This window comes from Pseudoalteromonas sp. SR45-1 (assembly GCF_014163655.1).
Classification (GTDB): Bacteria; Pseudomonadota; Gammaproteobacteria; order Enterobacterales; family Alteromonadaceae; genus Pseudoalteromonas; species Pseudoalteromonas distincta.
The window spans coordinates 155,788-175,947 of record NZ_JACJDR010000011.1 but is presented as its reverse complement, the minus strand read 5'-3'; the positions used below and the strand labels follow the sequence as shown (position 1 = coordinate 175,947).

Here is a 20,160-nt window from a genome sequence, read left to right as displayed (position 1 = left end):
AAATCAAATCAAATCAAATCAAATCAATGATATTGCTAAAACAATCGCTTTTACGTAAGTCTTTAGCATTCATTGGTTTTGCAAAGTAATAACCCTGTAATACATGGCAGCCAACCTCGGCTAAAAAGAGCATCTGTTCGCGCGTTTCTACTCCTTCTGCAATGCAGTATAGATCTAAGTTTTCTGCCAATGAAAAAATAGTTTTAATAATTGATTCATCTCCCTTATCTATACCAATACTATTTACAAAGCTTTGATCTATCTTAATAACATTAATAGGGAATTGGCTTAAGTAGGTGAGTGATGAGTATCCTGTACCAAAATCGTCAAGCAGTAATTTAAACCCAGCAGCTTTTAGGTTTTGCAGCTGTTTGGCTGCTTTAAGCTTATCTTCTAATAAAATACTCTCTGTTATTTCGAGCCTTAATTGTCTTGGATGAACTTGAGAGTCCGCTAATATAGCCATTAACCGCTGTGTTATGTTTGTTTTTAAAATGTGTTTAGGCGATAAGTTTAAAGATATATAAAACAACGGGTTTTCGCTGAGTATAGGCTCAAGTTCAATTAGTGAACGGTGCAAGGCTTGCTCAGTAAGAAGTTCTATTAAACCGGTTTCCTCAGCTACAGGAATAAAAAGAGCTGGAGATATTAACTGGCCTTCATTTTTCCAGCGCATGAGTAACTCCACGCCATTTATTGTTTTCTCTTCTATGTCGATAATAGGCTGGTAGTGATTAAAAAATCGGTTGTCTTTTACTGCATCTTTTAAATCATTTTCAAGCAGTAACTTTTGTTTTATTAGCTCATTCATTTCATCGCTAAAAAACTTAAAGTCGTTTCTCCCGCCTTGCTTAGCGTGCATCATTGCAACATCGGCATTACGGATGAGTATATCTGTGGTTACAGCATCGAATGGGTATAGAGCTACGCCAATACTTGCTGAGATATTAATAGAGAAGTCTTCAATAATTACTTTATTAGCTAATTCATTACTAATTTTTCTTACGGTATCGCGAAGATATTGGAGTGATTTTATATTTTGAATCAGCACTAAAAATTCATCACCACTTTGGCGGCCAAGTATAGCGTTTTCGCTAAGCATACCGCTTACTCTTTGGGTAATATTACATAACAACTTGTCACCCACTGCATGGCCAAAAGAGTCATTAACAGGTTTGAACTTATCTAAATCAATAAATAATAATGCGCATTGGGTATTGTTTTTATCGGCATATTTAATCGCCTTTTCAATGTTTTGATACATTAAACTACGATTAGGTAGATGCGTTAGAGGGTCAAAATTAGCCAAATAGCGCAGTTCGTTTTCAGCACGTTTTTGTTCAGTTAAATCTGTAATAACAATCACATAGTAACTTGCAGTGTCTTTTGTTACAGCTGTGGCACTTATATGTATTGGGTGTTCGTTATTTCTTGCTGTTCTTATATAAACATCACTTTGCCAGTTTTCAGTTGGTTTTAATTTTTTTAAAATACTAGCAAACTCTCTGCACTTATCTTTACCAATTGCTTTAATAAACAATTTAGGGCTAATTTTGGTGGCCGTTTGCTCGTTTGAAAATGTTTCAATAAAACTATTGTTCGCAGAAAATGGCATTAAACGCTTATCGAGTATAAGTAACCAATCGTTTATTTGGCTAAACGCTTCACCTAAAATTTTTGCTTGTTGCTCATTAGCTCGTTGCTCGGTGATATTGGTATATATGCCAGAAACATATAGAGGCTCATTTGTTTGAGGATCGTATATAACTTGCCCTGTATCTTGATACCAGAGCCAATGGCCATTTTTATGCTGTAAACGGTAAGTTGCTTGCCAGTTTTGTTGTTTTTTGTACTTGAAGTAGTTTTCCCATTGGTTTTCAAAACGACGTCGATCGTCTGGGTGTATAAGCGCTAAAAATTGATCTATATGCACGCGTTCAGGTAAGTCTGTATAGCCTAATTCACTTCCCCTGAGCGTATTTACGGAAGCGTCTTTAAAATTATAATCCCATACGCCGCTTTTATTATTTTTAAGCGCGAGTTCTGTTTGCTTTTGCGAATGAATAGTCGCTCTATGGGCTTGTTCAATTGCTACTCGGCGGCTGCGATACTGCCAAAAAATAAAAAATAACACCCCAAGAATTAAAATAATGTAGGTGGCTATAGCAATGGGCGATTTCCAAGGAGCATACGCCACGTTGATATTAAGTGTTGTAGGCTCGCTTGTAATAATACCATCACGATTATGTGCTGATATTTTTAGTGAGTAATTACCAGGTTGAAGCTTTGTGAAAAACACTTGATTAGATTGTAAATCTTCATATGTAAGAGACGTAGGCCCTGAAAGGATTACTTTATAATATGCTTTATCAATATTAGGGTAAGAGAAGTTAGAAAAGCTAACCGTCAATCCCATGTCTTCATAATTTAATTCAAGTGGTTTGCTAAGGTATTTATGAGGATTGTAATTGAGTTCCCTAGTAAGGAGGCTAATATCAGTAATAGCCAGATTACTTTTTTGTAATTGTTCTTCTTCATTAAAGTCTAACGGATTAAAAAGTAAGGCTCCAGCATTGCTGCCGAACATAAGCCTGCCATCGCTTAATGTTGCTGCCGCTATTGGTGTAAATTGGTTTATATTCAAACCGTCTTTTACTGAAAAACTCACTACATTGAGTGTATCTAGGTCTATTTGATAAAGACCATTGTCGGTACTTGCCCATAAAAAGCCGTTTTTATCAGGAAGTAGTGAATAGATAGAATCAGTATTAAACGAATTTTTTAATCCTATATAGTGCTTTATTCCATAAGTAACGGGGTCAACGCCGAGCAAACCTTCGTGAGTGGTTGCTAACCATAAAATGTTTCGTTTTGAGTCTAAGTAAAAGTTTTCTACAGTGTAAAAAATATCTTCTTTAGGATTAAAAGACTGAAATATAGTCGTTAAAGTTTTCGTTTTTTCGTTGTACCTAAGGAAGCTTTTTGATGTGCCAAGTACAAACTCTTCAGGATGTGTGTCGAGGTGTTTATAAAAAGCGTAAGAAAATAAAGGATCGACTTGCTCTTTGAGCCCCTTAATAATTCTTGTTTTTCCTGTTGTTTCATTAAAAACATAAAAATTATCATCCGACATAAATGCATATGTGTCTGCAGATAACTGGGCAAAGCCAAATAAGTTGGATTGGTTAATTACATCTTTTTCTGTGTCTTTATTTTCAATAATTTTACCCGTTTGTTTATCAAACAGTTTAAAACCATCGAAAGTAACAAGCCAAAGGAATTGATTATCACCAATTGAAGACGCAAAAATATCATAAACGGCAGATGCCCCGTATATTGCTTTTGAGTCGGTTGAGCTTAGATATACATCACTTTTATTTGTTGCTTTGTCGTACCGTGCAATTCCATCTTCTGTTCCTAACCAAATAATATTATTTTTGTCTTGGTAGGTGGCATGAACAGTATTGTTACCGGGTAAAGTAATGTGTTTAAACCGTCGGGTTTTAATTGGCCATGTAAACACGCCCTGGGTTCTAGATGCGAGCCAAAGTACGCCGGACTTATCAACCATTAGATCGTTTATTGAGTTTTCATTAATATTAAACTTACTTTTTTCATAATTTAATACGAATTCTAGTTCTTTGGTTTCGCGGTGATAACTGAACAATCCACTTTCGGTTGCTACAAACTCCCCGTAAACAGTATTGGCATAATCCCATATATTATAATCAGGGATTAAAGTTGTAATATTTGCTGCAGATATATTTTTGGTATTATCGAATGCTAATTGATACATGCCTTCAACAGTACCAACAAGTAATCCTAATTCATTATCAACACTTAAGAATTTGACGTTTACATTATCTATCGTATTTTTTTCAGGGGGATGAAGAGGTATTTTTACAAGTTCTGAATTATCTATATTTGCAGTGTATAAACCATCATTTGTACCAATATATAAAGTGTTTTTATATATTGTTAATGACCGAATGTAGTCACCTTTATTTGGCAGGGTTACCTTAAATGTAAAGTGTTTACTCGTCTCATCAAATGTATATATTTGAGCATCTATGGCGAAATAAAAAGTGTTTTGTTGCTGAGTCATTGCAGAGATCGGAGAGAACATTTTTTGTTCTTTATCTATTTGACCAGAATAGATTTTTTCGGTTTTTAAAGTGAGGGGATCTATTATATAGGCACCAGAAAGATCTGTTGAGACAATGATTTTTCCGTCTTCGGCTTTAAATAATGCATAAATATAGTGTTTATCCAGGCCAAAGCCGCCACTAAAAGTTTTTACATTATAACCATCAAAACGGTTTAAACCCTGTTGGGTTGCTATCCAAATATAACCAATATCATCCTCTTGAGTCTGCAAAACGTAACTTTGTGATAGGCCTTCGTCAGTAGAAATTCGTTGTAACTGCTGAGCATAGTTTTGTGATGCATAAGTGCTTTGGATGCATAGTAAAAAAGTAATGGTGATATGAAAAAAAATTTTGCTCAAACGCACTTATAAACACTCTCAGTGGAAGGTAGGATGATGCTTAGCTAGATAGTAAATATAGCATAAGTTTTTATTTTTTAATTACAAATAATATACATAACGCTAAAAGTTCTATTTTTAAATAGTGAGCTACTCTATACAGATAATAGTAAATGCTTAGAAGGAGAGTATATTGGTTTTCTCTAATGTTGATGCAAAAAACAGCGTGTTATTAGTTATAGACTTACAAGAGTTGCTTGCTCCTGCAATTAAAGATTTTCCGAATATTTTAAAAAGCACATTGCAGTTAGCTCAAGCGGGTATTATTCATGGCGTTCCATGTTTAGTAACGGAGCAATATGTGAAAGGTTTGGGCGAGACTAATCAGCAAATTAAAAATACGTTACCTAATGCCACGTATTTTCATAAAACGTACTTTAGTGCGTGTGCAGAGCCTGGTTTTGTTGATACGTTAAAAAGCCATGGTAAAAAGCAAGTTGTTGTTGTGGGAACTGAAGCACATGTGTGTGTTTTACAAACATGCTTAGATTTAATAGAAAATGACTTTGAAGTTATTATTGTTTACGACGGAGTTGGTTCGAGAAACCCACAACATAAAAATTTGGCGATTGAGCAGCTACGTCAAGCTGGAGCTGTAATTTCATGCGCTGAAATAGTAATTTTTCAATGGACAAAAAAAGCTGCTACGCCTACGTTTAAGAAAATACTGCCTATAATTAAGTAGACCGCATGCATGTAATGTAAATAAAATGTATTGCTTTGATGTGTCGTTAGTTAATTATTGTGTTAAGTAAACTGAAACTCGTTTATATACGTATATTGCAGACTGCTTTATAAAACAACAATGCAAACAACAATTTTAAGGTTCTTATGTCTAGTATTGGCCGGTTATTTACAATTATTTTCAGTCTTTTGTTTGTCGAGTCTATTGCTATAGGCTTGTATTTCGACACATTAGCGCAGGCTTTTATGATAGGTTTGCCATTGTGTTTATTACCTATATGGCTTTTAAAAACACAAGGTGATAGCCCTATTATCCCCCATGTGGTAGCTGCCGCCATAATGATGTTTTCTTTTTTGCACATACAACAAACTTTTGGGCTGATTGAAGTCCATTTTGAAATATTTATTTTAATGCCCATGTTAATTGTTTTTGTACAGTGGCGAGTGTTTATTACCGCTATTATTTTTGTAGCGGTACATCATTTATCTTTTTATTATTTACAAACTCAAAATACGGGTTTTTACGTATTTGACCCTGATAGACTCGCTTTTACTACGGTGCTAATTCATGCTGGATACGCAATAGTTGAAGTATTAGTTGCAGGCTATATTGCAAAAACGCTGCAACGGGAACGTCGTGCGGGCTTATCTTTAAGTTATGCGACAGAACAAATAATGAAAGATCCTGAAAACATTAAACTCTCTCTTCGCGCGGATGACACTAAAAGCGAAGCTGTAGCAGGATTTAACACATTACTAGATTACTTATCTGATGTTATTAAACAGGTACAAACACAATCAGAATCATTGCAAAAAAACTCACAAGAGCTTATTGATGTACACGATCAGTTAGCGAGTGGTGCGGTTCAACGCACACAACAAACCGATGATATTGCTAATTCTGGCGCTCAAGTTGCCAATGGCTTTAAACTTGTAGAAGAAGAAAGTGAGGTGCTTAAACGCCAAGTTGACCATATTACACAATCTGCAGGTGATGCATTAAAAGAAGTGCTTCAAACAGACGCTAAAAGTAGAGAGTTGTTAACACTGCTTAACCATACCGAAGAAAAAATAAACCACTTAGTGGCAGCGGGCGATGTTATTTCAGGGCTTCTTAATGAAATATCAGGCATTGCTGAGCAAACAAACCTACTTGCTTTAAATGCCGCTATTGAAGCTGCCCGCGCAGGCGAACACGGTCGAGGTTTTGCTGTTGTTGCTGATGAGGTAAGATCTTTGGCCAACCACAGTAAAGCAACAACAGATAAAATTAGTCTTACATTAAAAGATCTTGTTAATAATAGTAAAACGTCAACGCAATCAATGAGTCAGTGTGTGAGTTTTGTAGTTGATTTAACAAGTATTAGTGCTGCAATGAAAGAAAATATTTCAGCAATGAGCGAGCAAATAGCCGCAGTATCTTCAAGCTCTGACTCAGTTGCACAAGTGGTAGCGGAGCAGGCAGGTAATACCGAGTTAATAGCAAGCAGTACTGATACTATGCGCCAAAATCAGTACCAAGATACGCAAATAGTGCAGCAGTTAACCGCTAAGGTGCAGTTAATCGATGTAAGTATTGATGTATTAGAGCAAAGCATTGCCAAGTTTAAATAAATCTAACTCCTTTGTATTTTCGCTTATAGCTATATGGCTTGTTTGTGTTGTTGCAGGGTTAGTTTATTTTCAGTTAGAGCAACTTAAGCCGTTTGATAGCTCAAAAGTTTTATTGCAAAAGCACTGGTTTAATAACTTTAAAAAGCAATTGGACTGGGTTGACACTAATGAAGCGTCGTTAGTGCTTATAACTGAAAAAAATTGCGGGTGCACCATACAGGCTAAGTCGCATATTTCATCGTTAAGCTCTTTTGCTGCCAATAAAGCTATGAAGGTTGTACAAGTTGAATTAACACCAAAGCTTAAACTTGTTATTCCGGCAACGCCTGCCGCCGTTATTATTAATAAAAACGGTGATTTTGTTTATGCCGGTCCTCTCTCCGAAGGGTTAGCGTGTGCCCAGGGAAGTGGCTTTGTTGAAACTGCGGTCACTAATTTAGCTGCAGGTTTTAACTCAAACCTCTTAATTACACAAACCAAGGGATGTTATTGTGTAAATAATGCGTAAATAACGTGCAGAAAAAATTAAAGCTCGCACTTAAATTAATAGGTTCGAGCTTTAACATTGATTAAATTGTAACTAAGCCATAAATACCTAATGACACAAACACACAAGCAGCAATAGCACGTACGGTGTTTAGAGATATTCTTTTTAGTAATGCATTACCAGCATATATAACAGGCACGTTAGCAATTAGCATACCTAACGTGGTTCCTACCGTTACCCAAAACACAGACTGATATTGTGCGCCTAGCAACACTGTCGCTATTTGTGTTTTATCACCAATTTCTGCAATAAAAAATAATACAAAAGCAACTAAAAAAGCCCCGTAGCTATCGTATTTACTACTTACATCTTCGTCTTTGTCTGGAACTAATAGCCAAAGGCCAACAACAATAAAGCTGATGTTTACAAGCCAAGGTAAATATTCAGAAGAAAAACTATTACTTAACCACTGCCCAAACCACGCTGATAGGCCATGATTGAGTAAAGTTGCGGCTAAAATACCAAGAATAAGTGCGCTTTTATTACGAAAACGGGCAGCTAACAGGAGTGATAAAAGCTGGGTTTTATCGCCAATTTCGGCAAGTGTAACAGTGACGGTTGAGGTTAAAAAAACTTCCATTATTGATTCTTACAGGCGGGAATACTAAACCAAGGCAAACAACTATCTCCCGCCATGAGGATAGTGTCTACCTAGGTCTCGCCGATAACGCTTGCTACAACATTACAAACTTACCATGCACATGAGGTGCAATTATGTTGATAAGTTTACTCATTACTGAGCGGGCTACTCCCCTAAGAGGCGGCCATTATTCCATAACTTTACTTTTAGGTAAATATAGTTAAGAGAACAAATACCATATTCTAATAAATAATTTATATTTATTAGTGAGGAAGCTATTGATAACAATTGTCGTTTAGATTAGTATGCACCTATTGAATGTAATTAACACGGTTTGTATTGATGTATATTTGTCTTTGTCACGGTGTGACTGATAAAAAAATTGAGCAAACAATTGACGATGGTGCAACGACCATGCGTGAATTAACCAAAGAACTTAAAGTAGGCAGCCAATGCGGTAAGTGTTGTGGTTGTACTAAAAAGATCCTTAATCGCAGACTTATTCAAATTGCGGATGTAACGGATCAAGTTGCTTAATTACATATAAAATTTAGATATAAAAAAAGCAGCTTTTTAGCTGCTTTTTTTATGCTTGTTACTATTTACAGTTGAGACTGTAAGTAGTTTTTGATACCCGTATTTTTAATAAGTAATTGTTGGGTTTCTAACCAATCAATTTGCTCTTCTTGTTCACTTAAAATGTGATCAAGGGCTTCACGGGTAATGTAATCTTTTTTACTTTCAGCCAGTTTAACGGCGCTTCGTAACTCGTCAATAGTATCGAGTTCAAAACTCATGTTAGCAGCAATCATTTCTTCGCTGTTTTCACCAATACGTAATCGGCCTAGGTCTTGAAGATTTGGTAAGCCTTCTAAAAACAAAATACGTTCAATTAAACGATCAGCGTTTTTCATTTTTTGAATTGATACTTTGTAGTCTGCTTTATCAAGCTGTGTAAAGCCAAAATCTTTAAACATACGTGCATGTAAAAAGTATTGGTTAATACCAACAAGCTCATTAGCGAGTACTTTATTAAGCGCTGCAATAACGTCTTTATCGCCTTTCATAATATGCTCCTACTAAGCCATTTGTGCTTGATGATAATTTTCAGAACCAATTTTATCAATTAGACCAAGTTGTTGCTCTAACCAGTAAACATGATCTTCTTCGGTATCAAATAACAGCTTTTCTAAAATGCTACGAGATTGATAATCTTGTTGTTCTTCACATATTGCGATTACGTCTTTAACACACGCAACTACTTCAAGCTCTAGTGTTAAATCGTTTTGCATCATGCTTTTTACATCGTTACCGATAAGTAAATCACGGCGCTTAGTCATATTTGGTACACCTTCTAAAAACAAGATGCGCTTGATAAGCCAGTCTGCGTGATCTTTTTCTTCTTCCATTTCGTGGTTAAGGCGCTCGTATAGTTTGTTTAAACCCCAGTCGTCATACATGCGCGAGTGTATAAAATACTGATCGATTGCTGCTAATTCGTTAGCTAACAATGTATTAAACGCATCGATTACTTTTTGATTACCTTTCATGATAAATCGCCTCAACTATTTCAATTGTATGCAGTGTAGTACATATAGCCTATATTGCAAGTTTTCTCTATAAAAATCATTGCGTTACTATTGGTTTTGATTCTTATTTAAGTTTGCGTTACTGCTTGGTTTATGGACAGTTTTTTATTTGTATTAGTATCTGAGAATGATTACTAGAGGTATTTATAAACAATAAGTAGAGATACTGCTTTTCATATTATCTTTTTAAATAAATAGGCATGCTGATGCCTAATTATTGAGTCTATCACTAATTAAAACTGGTATTTAGCACCCAGCGTTGCGGTTGTGCCTAATCCTTTAATATTATATCCACCGTAGGTGTAAGCCTGTGCGCGGGCAGGGTAGTAATCGCTATTAAATAGGTTTTCTATTCCAAAATACCCACTCCACCTGGCGTTAACATTGTATTGGCCACTTAAGTTGAATGTGTTGTAGCTACTAACAGGGCCCTGATCGCCAGAGTATTGGCCCTGTGCATTTTTATCAAAGCGCTTTCTGTCGCCTACATATAAAAAGCTCATTGCAAGCGATAGCTCGTCATTTGTTTGCCACGTTACATTCGCCGTTGCTTTGGGTGGGCTAATTTGGCTTGCGCCTAGGTAGTCATCAGCTTCGGTGTTTTTACCTTCTACGTAACTGTATGTGGCGCTTAATTTAAGGTCTTGGTTAATAGTATAATTAACTAACCCTTCGTAACCCCATATTTCTTGTGGTGCACGTACGGGTTCGTAAACACCCGTTACTTCATTATACTCATTACTTGTACCAAGCTCTGAGGTACTTCTGTAAAGAGCAAATTCAAAACGTACGTTTTCAAACTGTGAGGTAAAACCAATTTCGTAATTGTCGATTATTGAGGCTTGTGTTTGAACAAGTGCAATATCGTCAACAGTTGCAGCGCGAAGTAGGCGACCAATATCAGAAATATCAGAGCCCTGTGAATAACTAAAAAATGGGCTGAATGCATCTGTTAAATTGTATTTTATGCCTGCATTATACGTTGTAGCGTCATAGTTTATGGTATCACCACGCACATTTAATGGTACTGAACATTGAGATACGGTTTTGCAAAGTTTTAGCGTTTGGTAGTCACTTACACTCAAATCAATGCTTTCGTTTCTTACACCCGCTTTTACAATAATATCGTCGTTTATTACCCATTTGGTTTGTAAAAAGCCAGCCACACTTTTCATGTCCATTTCTGGCACCCACACACGGCCATCTACTAAAGGTTGCGATGTTTTATCATTTAAGGCATCAATACCGTAGATTAGAGTGGCTGTTAGGTTTTCAAAATCAAACTGGCTATTAAATGTAGCTCTTGCACCTTGCTTGTCTGATTTAATAACCGATTGACCACCGCTATAACCTTCATCAAGATTGGCTAAAGCGGTTGAGAAAAAGAATACGTTTTCTATATTTTGTTTATACAGATCGAGGGTCATTTGTGTGTTTTCAAACAACGCGTAATCAACATATTTTAGGGTTATATTTTCGTTGCCTTCTGGGCCTTGCGGTTTACCTTGTTTTTGAAGCGCTAATGGGACGTGTATAGCGTATGTTTTTTCCCCTATATTGCCATCGCCAGTAACATCGCCTAAATCAGTTTTTTGCTGTGAGCTGTAAAAGTTATAGCTGAACTGCAGTTGCTTTTCGTCGTCAAAATCATAAGTTAGTTTGGTAAAATAGTTTTGAGTTTCAGAGTCTGATAAACCATATTGCAAGCCTAAAATATCGCCCTGTGCATCGCGTTGTACGCCGTTTTCTTCATAGCTTGCCGTTAACAGGTAGCTTAGTTGGTCGAGCTTACCGTTTACTGCGGCTGATACTCTACCGCCACCACTTTCTGCTAATTTAACAGCGCTAAAGCGGCTTGAAATACTTATTTCGCCTTCCGGTTTACCATCACTACGCGCTTGTTTTGTTATGTAGTTAATAATGCCACCTGAGGCACCATTACCATAAATAGACGTTGCGCCTTTTATGACTTCAATGCGCGCTATTGCGCTGGCGTCTAACGTTTTTACGCCTAAAGAACCATTACGAAGAGGGGTTGATTGCGGTACGCCATCAATCATTATTAATGGCGCACGGCCGCGTAGTGTTTGTCCTGAATTACTTGAACTACCAGTATCTGGGGCAAGGCCAGGAACCATTTGCGCGAGTAAACTTCCCAATTCTGAGCTTACTTTTAAATGCTGTTGTATTTGTTGCTGATTAATAACGGTGATCGAGGCTGGTACTTCGTCAATGCTTTCTGATATACGGCTGCCTGAAACAATGACATGCTCAAATTGATCAGAATTGTATTCATTTTTATTATTTTCATTTGCTAACGTGTTAGTACTTATTGCAACAGCGATAAGGCAAAGCGAAGTTTTTAACATGGGGTGTCTTAGTTGATAACAATTTACGTAATGGTAATCATTATCAACTAATGACACAAGTGTTAATGAGATTTATTTCCATTTATGGCGTTTTAACCAGAAATACACACCGCTTACAATAAAAAATGCGAGTGAAAGGGCTATTAATAACCATAAAAACTGCACGATAGGACCTGCAAAATCACCAATGTGAAACTTATATTTGAAGTTCCATGCTTGTGTTGTGAAGTTTGTTTTACTGGCGTCAAATGAGTTTAATACTTTACCCGTAAATGGGTTAGTCCAAACCCAGCTGTAAGCGTGACTTTCGCCAGGGTTTTGCATTCTCAGTGCAATTGCTTCGTCATCCTTTTTAGGTAAGTAAATTCTATATAATTTACCGTCTGGAAATACGTTCTCTGCATTTTTAATTGCTTCATTGTAGTTTAAAGTAGCTTGAGAAGGGGTTATTACTTTTGGTGCTTTAGGTCTTTGTTCTACCTTGTTTAAGGTCACAAATTCTAATACCGATTGAGTTTGTGTTTTCCAGTTAAATGCCATACCAGTAAAGGCAATCAGCATAAGCGGTATAAAAAAGTAAACACCAAGCACTGTATGTAATTGATACATGAGCACTCTAAATTTGGCTTTTGGTTTTATAGCTAAACGTTTAACTCTGTTTTTGGGCTTTACCCATAAATAAAAGCCCAGTAATACATTTATTAAAAGTAGCAATGCACACACCGACATCCAATTTCGAAAGGTTTTTTCACCTTTACTGTTTTCAAACAACAGCCAACGATGTAATCCCATAGCAAACCCATAAATCGTATCGGTTGATTCATAGATGTTTAGTACACTCCCTGAGTAGGGGTTAACACTGGCGTAGTGTTTATTGGCTAACTGAAATTGCCATGCTGCGTTTGGCGCTTGTTCGGGCATAAAAAAGGTGATTTTTTGCTTAGTTTGAGCTTGTACATTTTGTATAAGTTCATCGTAATGCATTAAGTTTTTTTGGGGTGTTACTTGCCATTTCTCAGGCTCTATTAGGTGCTGTATGTCTTTTGCATAAATCATAACAGCACCGGTTAGGCTCACTATTAATAAAAATAGTCCGCTAATTAGGGCAAGGCCTAAATGAATTCTACGTAACCAAAGTTTCAAAAACGGTATCTCATTATGAGTTAATGACAATATTGTAAATGATAATACGAGCTGTTTTCAATTAAATAGTTATGTATTTGGTTTAGCTTGTTATTAAGAGCATTAAATTGGGCTTTAATTTGCGATTGGTCGGATTTCTATTATGCAATTTTCAATATTAAAATTGTCGTGTAAAAAGCTTTTTACTGCTGGCAAATTAATTAAGTGCTGAGTGCCAATAATAAGCTCACAATAATTTTCTTTATCATCTAGTTGCCAAAGCTTAATGCTAACTACCGATTCGATATTAAATTCATTACTAATAGCATGTGATATTGCGTGTATATCAATATTGCTAGGCGCTGCTTGCATTAAAATTTTGCAGCTTTGCTTTAATAGTAAAATGCCATGATAAATTACATAAAGAGAAATAAGCACAGTGGCAATTAAGTCAACGATATACCACTGGTATAAAATAATTAAGGTGCCCGCAATAATAACAACAATAGATGCCATTGCATCTGATACGTTATGAATAAAGGCCGCTTTTATATTTATACTGTGATTTGCGCCAGCTCGGTAGGTTAAATATGCGGTTGCTAAATCAATAATCAATGCTATTGCTGCCACCCACACAACTATCCAACCATTAATTGGTTGAGGGTTTAAATAGCTCGAAATGGCTTCAAAAATTAAATACACACCAATTAATATCAATGTACTGCTATTAAAAAGTGTGGCAAGTATTTCAGCGCGTTTATAGCCAAAATGATGAGTGGTGTCAGCAGGTTTATTACCAATTTTACGTGCAACGAGCGCGATAAATATAGCGGCAGCATCACTTAAATTATGAAGTGCATCGGCTATAAGTGACAAACTGCCCGAAAATACCCCGCCAATAACTTGGGCTACGGTTAGCAATACATTAATAACCACAGCGACGGTTAGCTGTTTATCGCTCTGGTTTTCGTCTACATGACTATGTGAGTGATCGTGCGCCATAATGACCTCAAATGTATTAATTGAATATTGCTTATATCATGGCTGGTTTAAAACCGCTACAGATGTGGTAGCGTCAATAAATCTAATTATAAGTTAGTAATAAAGGCGTATATTTTAAAAAGTGTGAATTTAATATTGTAACGCTAAACACCCATTTTTTAAGGAGTTTACCGCTCAAAACTTGCGTCTTTATATATTTAGTGCATTAATGTAAGTAATATTAAATGATTATAAGTTGCTGGATATTAAGCATGCACAAAGGTTTAAACTTTGATGAATTAACAGGTAAAGGACAGTCTGTTCGAAGTAAGTTAATTATAACCTTTATAATTATAGCCTTAGGGCCACTATGTATACTTACTTGGTTTAGCCTTGGACATGTAAATAGCACGCTTAAGCAAAATGCAGACGCTGAACTAAACGAGCTTAATAATATAGGTAAGCAATTTGCTGATATTTGGTTTGCAGAGCATGTTAAGGATCTATATTTGCTTAGGGCGCAGTTTGATATTAGCCCGACTAAAAAACAACAATTAATAGCGCAATTTGTTGAGCAGTACGACTTTGTTAATAATGTAGAACTTATTGATGTAAACCTCGTTAAATCACTACCTTCATCACCCTTTTTTAATATTATTAAAGATCAACGTTTTAATAACATACTCTCTGGTATTAAAAATACAGGTAAAATCCAATTTCAGTCAATGACAGTCTCAGGGCGTGAGTATCATATTATTGGCTTACCGTTAGTAAATACCGAAAATAAGCTACAAGCCATATTGCTCGCAGATATAAATTTAAACGGCTTATTAAATAATCTAAGTAAAATACACGCTGCAAATAAAGACATAACATTTTATGTTATGCATAATAATAAAATTCAAAAAAATAATAATTCAGAAGATTCTCAACCACTATTTTTCTCTCAAAACGGCTCCCCAACGCAACGTGTTTTTTCTTACAGTAATAAAAATGAAGAAACTTTATACGGGTATATTGATTCTCTAGAGTTTTTAAATGAATCTGGATGGCAATTACTTGTAACAAAACCAAAAGAAGTTGCACTACAAGGTGCTAATTTTTATAAACAGCTTGCTTTATTAACAAATGCGGGGGCATTGCTGCTTATATTAACGTCATCGTGGTGGTTTGGGCGTCGACTTTCTAGACCTTTAATTAACTTAGCTAAAATTGTTGAAAGTATTACAAAAGGAGATAAGGTAAAAGTCCCTGTAATAAACGACAGTATTGAGTTTAACCAGCTTTCATTGGGTTTACGTAATTTAGTAGCCGTAAAAGAAGAGCAACACAGTATATTACAAAAGCAACGCTCTGCACTTCAAATTGCATTAAAACAATTAGCCGAGCAAAAAAGTGCATTAGATGAACACGCTATTGTTGCTGTAACTGATTTGCATGGCACCATCACTTTTGTAAATAAGAAATTTTGTGAGATTAGTGGCTACGATGAACACGAATTAATAGGTCAAAACCATCGCCTTTTAAATTCAGGAAAACACGAAAAAGCATTTTTTAAAAATATGTATAAAACGCTTAAACGTGGTGATATATGGAACGGGCAAATATGCAATAAAGCTAAGCATGGTGGCATATATTGGGTAGATACGACGATTGCACCATTTTTAGATGAAAATGGAAAACCGCAAAACTATATTGCTATTCGTAATGACATTACAGCCCTGAAAGTACAAGAGCTAGAGCTTGAGCAACACAAAACACAGTTACAGTTAGTGATAGACTCAACAGCCGTGGGTATTTGGGATTGGTATATTGATACGAATAAAGTGACGTTTAATAACCGCTGGGCCGAGATAATAGGTTACAAACTCAGTGAGATTGAGCCTTGTACTATAGATACTTGGTATACATATGCTCACCCAGACGACTTAGTGATATCAAATAAAAAACTTCAAGAGCACTTTGCCGGTGAGACTGACTATTTTGTTAGTGAAGCCCGCATGAAGCATAAAAATGGACATTGGATTTGGGTACTCGATACTGCAAAAGTAGTTGAGTGGAATACCGATGGCTCTCCAAAACGTATGATAGGTACGCATTTAGATATATCAGAACGAAAATCTACAGAGCTTGAGCTACAAGGAAGCCGCGATAGGTTTGCATCTTTGGTATCAAATATCCCTGGCATTATTTATCGATGTAAGTTTGATAATAAATTAAGCATGCTTTATATGAGCGAGCAAGCGAGTGGAATAACAGGTTATTCACCTGATGAGTTGATACATGATGAACCCCCCAGCTTTTTTGATTTGATATGCGAAGACGATTCTAAAAAAATAAAAGATGAAATTCTACGTTGTGTTAGCGCTAAGCAGTCATGGTCTGTTGAGTATAGGATTACAGCCCGCGATGGCTCCTTACATTGGGTAAATGAAAAAGGCCAAGCCATTTACGCAGATGATGGCAGCATATTGTATTTAGATGGATTTATTTTTGATATTACAGAGCGTTACAATACACAGTTAAAAATAAATCGTCAGCAAAGCCTACTTGAATCAATGAGTAAGCAAGGGCAGATTGGCGCATGGGAGATGGACTTAGATGCGCATACACTTTATTGGTCTGATGAAGTTAAAGTTATTCACGAAGTACCAGAGGACTTTGAACCGAGCATAGATACCGCTATTAACTTTTATAAACCAGGCATACACCGAGATACTATAAGTACCTTATTTGAGTGCGCAGTGACTTTAGGTGAAAGCTGGAGTGTAGAGCTTATTATTTTGACCTATTCTGGGCAAGAGCGTTGGGTTAAATCGATGGGCCAAGCTGAGCTAAAAGACGGTAAATGTGTACGTGTGTTTGGTTCATTTCAAAGTATTGATGCACATAAACGACTTGAACTTGAGAGCGAAAAAGCAAATCGTTATAACAAAAATTTAGCCGCGCTTACAGTCAAACCTGAGGTGCAAAATAGTGATGTAGAACAGGTTAAAAAGCTAGCCGTTAAATCTATGTGTGAAGTGCTAAATGTTACACGAGCTTCGATATGGATCTTTAACGAAAAACGAGATGTGATGACGTGTCATTGCTTATATATAAATGGTCAAGGGTTTGTAGATACCGACGCTATTTTAACTGCTAAAGACTACCCAGCTTATTTTAATGCTATTTATAAACATAATTTAGTGGCTATTGATGATGTTTATACTCACTCAGCAACTGTTGATTTTATTGAAGCATATGTAACACCACTAAATATTAAATCGATGCTTGATGCTGTAATTGCAACAGGCGATGGTAATTTAGGTATTTTGTGCGCTGAAACAGTAGGCGAGCATCACAACTGGACGCAAAGTGAAGAAACGTATCTTCGCTCATTAGCTACTTTAGTGGGAAGCACTTTAGTTTCTCAAAAACGAAAAGTAATTAGTGAGGAGCTAAAAGTAGCACTCGTGAAAGCTGAAGATGCAGCCATTGCTAAGAGCCAATTTTTAGCAACCATGAGCCATGAAATTAGAACGCCGATGAATGGCGTACTCGGCATGCTAGAGCTTGTTCAATTAGAGTCGTTATCTAAACCAATAGAAACAAAAGTAGATATAGCCAAAAAAAGTGCACATTCTTTATTGGGTGTAATTAATGATATTTTAGATTTCTCTAAAGCTGAAGCAGGTAAAATCGAGCTTGAAGAAATTAACTTTAATGGACGTGATTTAATTGGTGAAGTTGCTGCCGCACAAGCATTTACAGCTCAAGACAAAGGTATTGAAATTATTTTGGATCTGGTAGCGCTAGAGCCTTCGCAGTTATGTGGCGATCCTGGGCGCATTCGCCAAGTTATTACTAATTTATTGAGCAACGCCGTTAAGTTTACGAGTCAAGGCGAGGTTGTTGTAAGCGCGAAAATTAATAAAGTAGCTCAAGGTTTAGAGTTTGTTGTAAGTATAAAGGACTCAGGCATAGGAATAAGTTTAGAAAAACAAGAGCAATTATTTACCCCTTTCTCTCAAGTCGATGCATCAACAACGCGTGAATATGGAGGCAGTGGCTTAGGGCTGGCTATTTGTAAGCAGCTTTGTGAACTAATGGGGGGGGCTATCTCTCTCACTAGCGAAGCCGGTAAAGGGAGTACTTTTACTGCCACTATAATGCTGACTCCGGGAGATCAAAAAGAACGTTATATTCCTAATATTAATATGGAAGAGCTAACCGTTTTGGTTGTTGATGATAACGAGACAAATCGAATTGTAATTTCACAGCAGCTTGAGCACTGGGGCGCTAAGGTTGCGCTTGCATGTGACGCACGCGAAGCTCTTGATATGTGCGCGCAGCAGTATAAAAGTAACAATTGCATGTATGACATTGCAGTGCTTGATATGCAAATGCCAGGAATGGATGGTATAGAGCTGTGTAAAGCACTAAAAGCACATGAACATTATAAATCAATGCCACTTGTAATGATGACCAGTATTGCTGGTATGGAAGGTGCGCAGCGCTATTCTAATGCAGGCTTTCAGGCATATTTCCCCAAACCTGTAACCACTGCCGATTTAATTTCTGCACTGTCAGTCATAACAAGTAATGATTCAGATGAGACACTCCCACTTGTTACTTCAGGCTATATTTCCTCTCTTAAAAAAGAAAAGGTGCAGGAACCTACCCAAATATTACTTGTAGAAGATAATCCAATTAATCGGCAAGTGGCTACATTAATGCTCAAAAAGCTCAATTGTGACGTTACTATTGCTGGGAATGGCCAATTAGCGATTGATATATTAGAAGCGCATGATTCAGGATACTTTAAGCTCGTACTTATGGATTGCCAAATGCCAGTTATGGATGGTTTTGCTGCAACCGCTGCTATTCGTAAAGGCGTGGCGGGCATACAGCATAAAAACATTAAAATAATCGCTATCACCGCAAATGCAATGAACTCAGATAAAGAGCGTTGTATAACAGCTGGAATGGATGATTACTTGAGTAAACCTATTCAATTAGATATTTTAAAAGATAAATTAGAGCAGTATATTTAAGGTAAAAATACAATGAGCCAACCCGTTATAATACGTGATGCAAAACCAAGTGACGCAAAAACAATTTTGCACTTTATTACCGAACTTGCCATATATGAAAAAGAACCTGATGCAGTAAAAACAGACGAGCAGGCAATTTTAGATACTCTGTTTAGTGAAGGTGCAACTGCGCACAGCATAATTTGTTTAGAAGGTGATGAGCCAATTGGTTTTGCGGTATATTTTTATAATTACTCTACCTGGTTAGGTAAAAATGGCCTATACCTTGAAGATTTATACGTAAGCCCAGATAGCCGTGGCAATGGTGCAGGTAAAGCCATTATGAAGCACTTAGCTAATAAGGCGATTAGTAATGACTGTGGTCGTTTTGAATGGGTAGTGCTTGATTGGAATAAACCCGCTATCGATTTTTACAATAGCATTGGTGCAAAGCCGCAAAACGAATGGATTATATATCGCTTAACAGGGCACGAATTACTAGACTTTGCTAAATAGTTAATGAAAATCATTTGCATTTAGGTTTGTGGGTGTGTAAGTTAACTACACGCCCATAAATAAACGTGCAGATGATTATATGATCTCAAATCAAAAACAATCCCACTCAGATTTACTTTGTCTTGATCAAGCATTAAGCCCTTGGCAGTCGAATATAATGCAAGGTAATTATGCATTTGAACAAGGTGCACTTCTCGAAGCCCGCGATAAATACTTATTAGCTAAAACACTTGCAGATCATCTTCTTCAGCAGTTTTTATATGCTCAGATTAATAACAATGTCATCCATGCTATTGAGCATTGCATACCTGCACTTGTTGTTGCGTCGCATAATTTAGCTGATACCTATATAGCTTTGCAACAGCCTGAAAATGCATGCAAATGGCTATGCGAAGTACACTTAACACTCTGTTCGCTAATTAAGCATACTCATTACGATATACAAAAAGTGAGTAAGCATCATTACACTAAAACGTCCTCTGAACTTGTATTATTTGCAAGACGCTATCATTTTTTACCTGAGCTAATAGAGCAAGTGAATTTTTGCTTATGCTCAGAGAGCACTACAAACAATCAACTGCACTAATTTAAAAGAAA

14 protein-coding genes are annotated in these 20,160 nt (G+C 36.5%); 7 read left to right on the top strand and 7 right to left on the bottom strand.

Translation table 11 applies throughout. The features are described from left to right. Positions 1-13 precede the first annotated feature (13 nt). Positions 14-4,513, bottom strand: coding sequence for an EAL domain-containing protein (locus tag H5089_RS13030; RefSeq protein WP_182712366.1), 4,500 nt, complete (start codon positions 4,511-4,513; stop codon positions 14-16). Positions 4,514-4,679: 166 nt separating this feature from the next. On the opposite strand from H5089_RS13030, the gene H5089_RS13025 reads away from it, so the two are divergent. The 3 genes from H5089_RS13025 to H5089_RS13015 all read left to right on the top strand — a co-directional run bounded on the left by H5089_RS13025 (position 4,680) and on the right by H5089_RS13015 (position 7,352). Next, entirely contained in the window at positions 4,680-5,231 is a 552-nt protein-coding gene (locus H5089_RS13025; protein ID WP_182712365.1) for an isochorismatase family protein, read from the top strand. Between the two features lie 146 nt (positions 5,232-5,377). Continuing rightward, positions 5,378-6,844, top strand: coding sequence for a methyl-accepting chemotaxis protein (locus H5089_RS13020; protein WP_165723367.1), 1,467 nt, complete (start codon positions 5,378-5,380; stop codon positions 6,842-6,844). Further along, complete coding sequence (locus H5089_RS13015) at positions 6,828-7,352, top strand: DUF6436 domain-containing protein (RefSeq protein ID WP_182712364.1); 525 nt, start codon at positions 6,828-6,830, stop codon at positions 7,350-7,352. Before H5089_RS13020 ends, H5089_RS13015 begins: the two co-directional genes overlap by 17 nt. 61 nt (positions 7,353-7,413) lie before the next feature. On the opposite strand, the gene H5089_RS13010 is transcribed toward H5089_RS13015, so the two are convergent. Next, positions 7,414-7,971 carry a TMEM165/GDT1 family protein gene (locus tag H5089_RS13010; protein WP_024605680.1) on the bottom strand — a complete coding sequence of 186 codons (558 nt, stop codon included), beginning with the start codon at positions 7,969-7,971 and terminating at the stop codon, positions 7,414-7,416. A gap of 342 nt (positions 7,972-8,313) precedes the next feature. Here H5089_RS13010 and H5089_RS13005 point away from each other — a divergent pair, with 342 nt between their 5' ends. Continuing rightward, positions 8,314-8,508 carry a (2Fe-2S)-binding protein gene (locus tag H5089_RS13005; protein WP_002960627.1) on the top strand — a complete coding sequence of 65 codons (195 nt, stop codon included), beginning with the start codon at positions 8,314-8,316 and terminating at the stop codon, positions 8,506-8,508. A gap of 65 nt (positions 8,509-8,573) precedes the next feature. On the opposite strand, the gene bfr (H5089_RS13000) is transcribed toward H5089_RS13005, so the two are convergent. From bfr (H5089_RS13000) to H5089_RS12980, 5 genes are all read right to left on the bottom strand, one after another. Then, entirely contained in the window at positions 8,574-9,038 is a 465-nt protein-coding gene (bfr, locus tag H5089_RS13000) for a bacterioferritin (protein WP_182712363.1), read from the bottom strand. Between the two features lie 12 nt (positions 9,039-9,050). Beyond that, positions 9,051-9,521 carry a bacterioferritin gene (gene bfr, locus H5089_RS12995; RefSeq protein WP_002958985.1) on the bottom strand — a complete coding sequence of 157 codons (471 nt, stop codon included), beginning with the start codon at positions 9,519-9,521 and terminating at the stop codon, positions 9,051-9,053. 272 nt (positions 9,522-9,793) lie between these two features. Further along, positions 9,794-11,929: a TonB-dependent receptor gene (locus H5089_RS12990; protein ID WP_182712362.1), complete on the bottom strand. Its 2,136-nt coding sequence runs from the start codon at positions 11,927-11,929 to the stop codon at positions 9,794-9,796. Positions 11,930-12,001: 72 nt separating this feature from the next. Continuing rightward, on the bottom strand, positions 12,002-13,072 hold the full coding sequence (locus H5089_RS12985) for a PepSY domain-containing protein (RefSeq protein WP_182712361.1): 1,071 nt from the start codon (positions 13,070-13,072) through the stop codon (positions 12,002-12,004). A 114-nt stretch (positions 13,073-13,186) separates the two neighbouring features. Continuing rightward, positions 13,187-14,053, bottom strand: coding sequence for a cation diffusion facilitator family transporter (locus H5089_RS12980; RefSeq protein ID WP_182695204.1), 867 nt, complete (start codon positions 14,051-14,053; stop codon positions 13,187-13,189). Between the two features lie 251 nt (positions 14,054-14,304). Here H5089_RS12980 and H5089_RS12975 point away from each other — a divergent pair, with 251 nt between their 5' ends. The 3 genes from H5089_RS12975 (at position 14,305) to H5089_RS12965 (ending at position 20,149) form a co-directional block, all read left to right on the top strand. Beyond that, positions 14,305-19,068, top strand: coding sequence for a PAS domain-containing protein (locus tag H5089_RS12975; RefSeq protein WP_182712360.1), 4,764 nt, complete (start codon positions 14,305-14,307; stop codon positions 19,066-19,068). 12 nt (positions 19,069-19,080) lie between these two features. After that, positions 19,081-19,563: a GNAT family N-acetyltransferase gene (locus H5089_RS12970; RefSeq protein ID WP_182712359.1), complete on the top strand. Its 483-nt coding sequence runs from the start codon at positions 19,081-19,083 to the stop codon at positions 19,561-19,563. Between the two features lie 79 nt (positions 19,564-19,642). Then, positions 19,643-20,149 carry a hypothetical protein gene (locus H5089_RS12965; protein WP_182671093.1) on the top strand — a complete coding sequence of 169 codons (507 nt, stop codon included), beginning with the start codon at positions 19,643-19,645 and terminating at the stop codon, positions 20,147-20,149. The last annotated feature ends 11 nt before the right edge of the window (positions 20,150-20,160 follow it).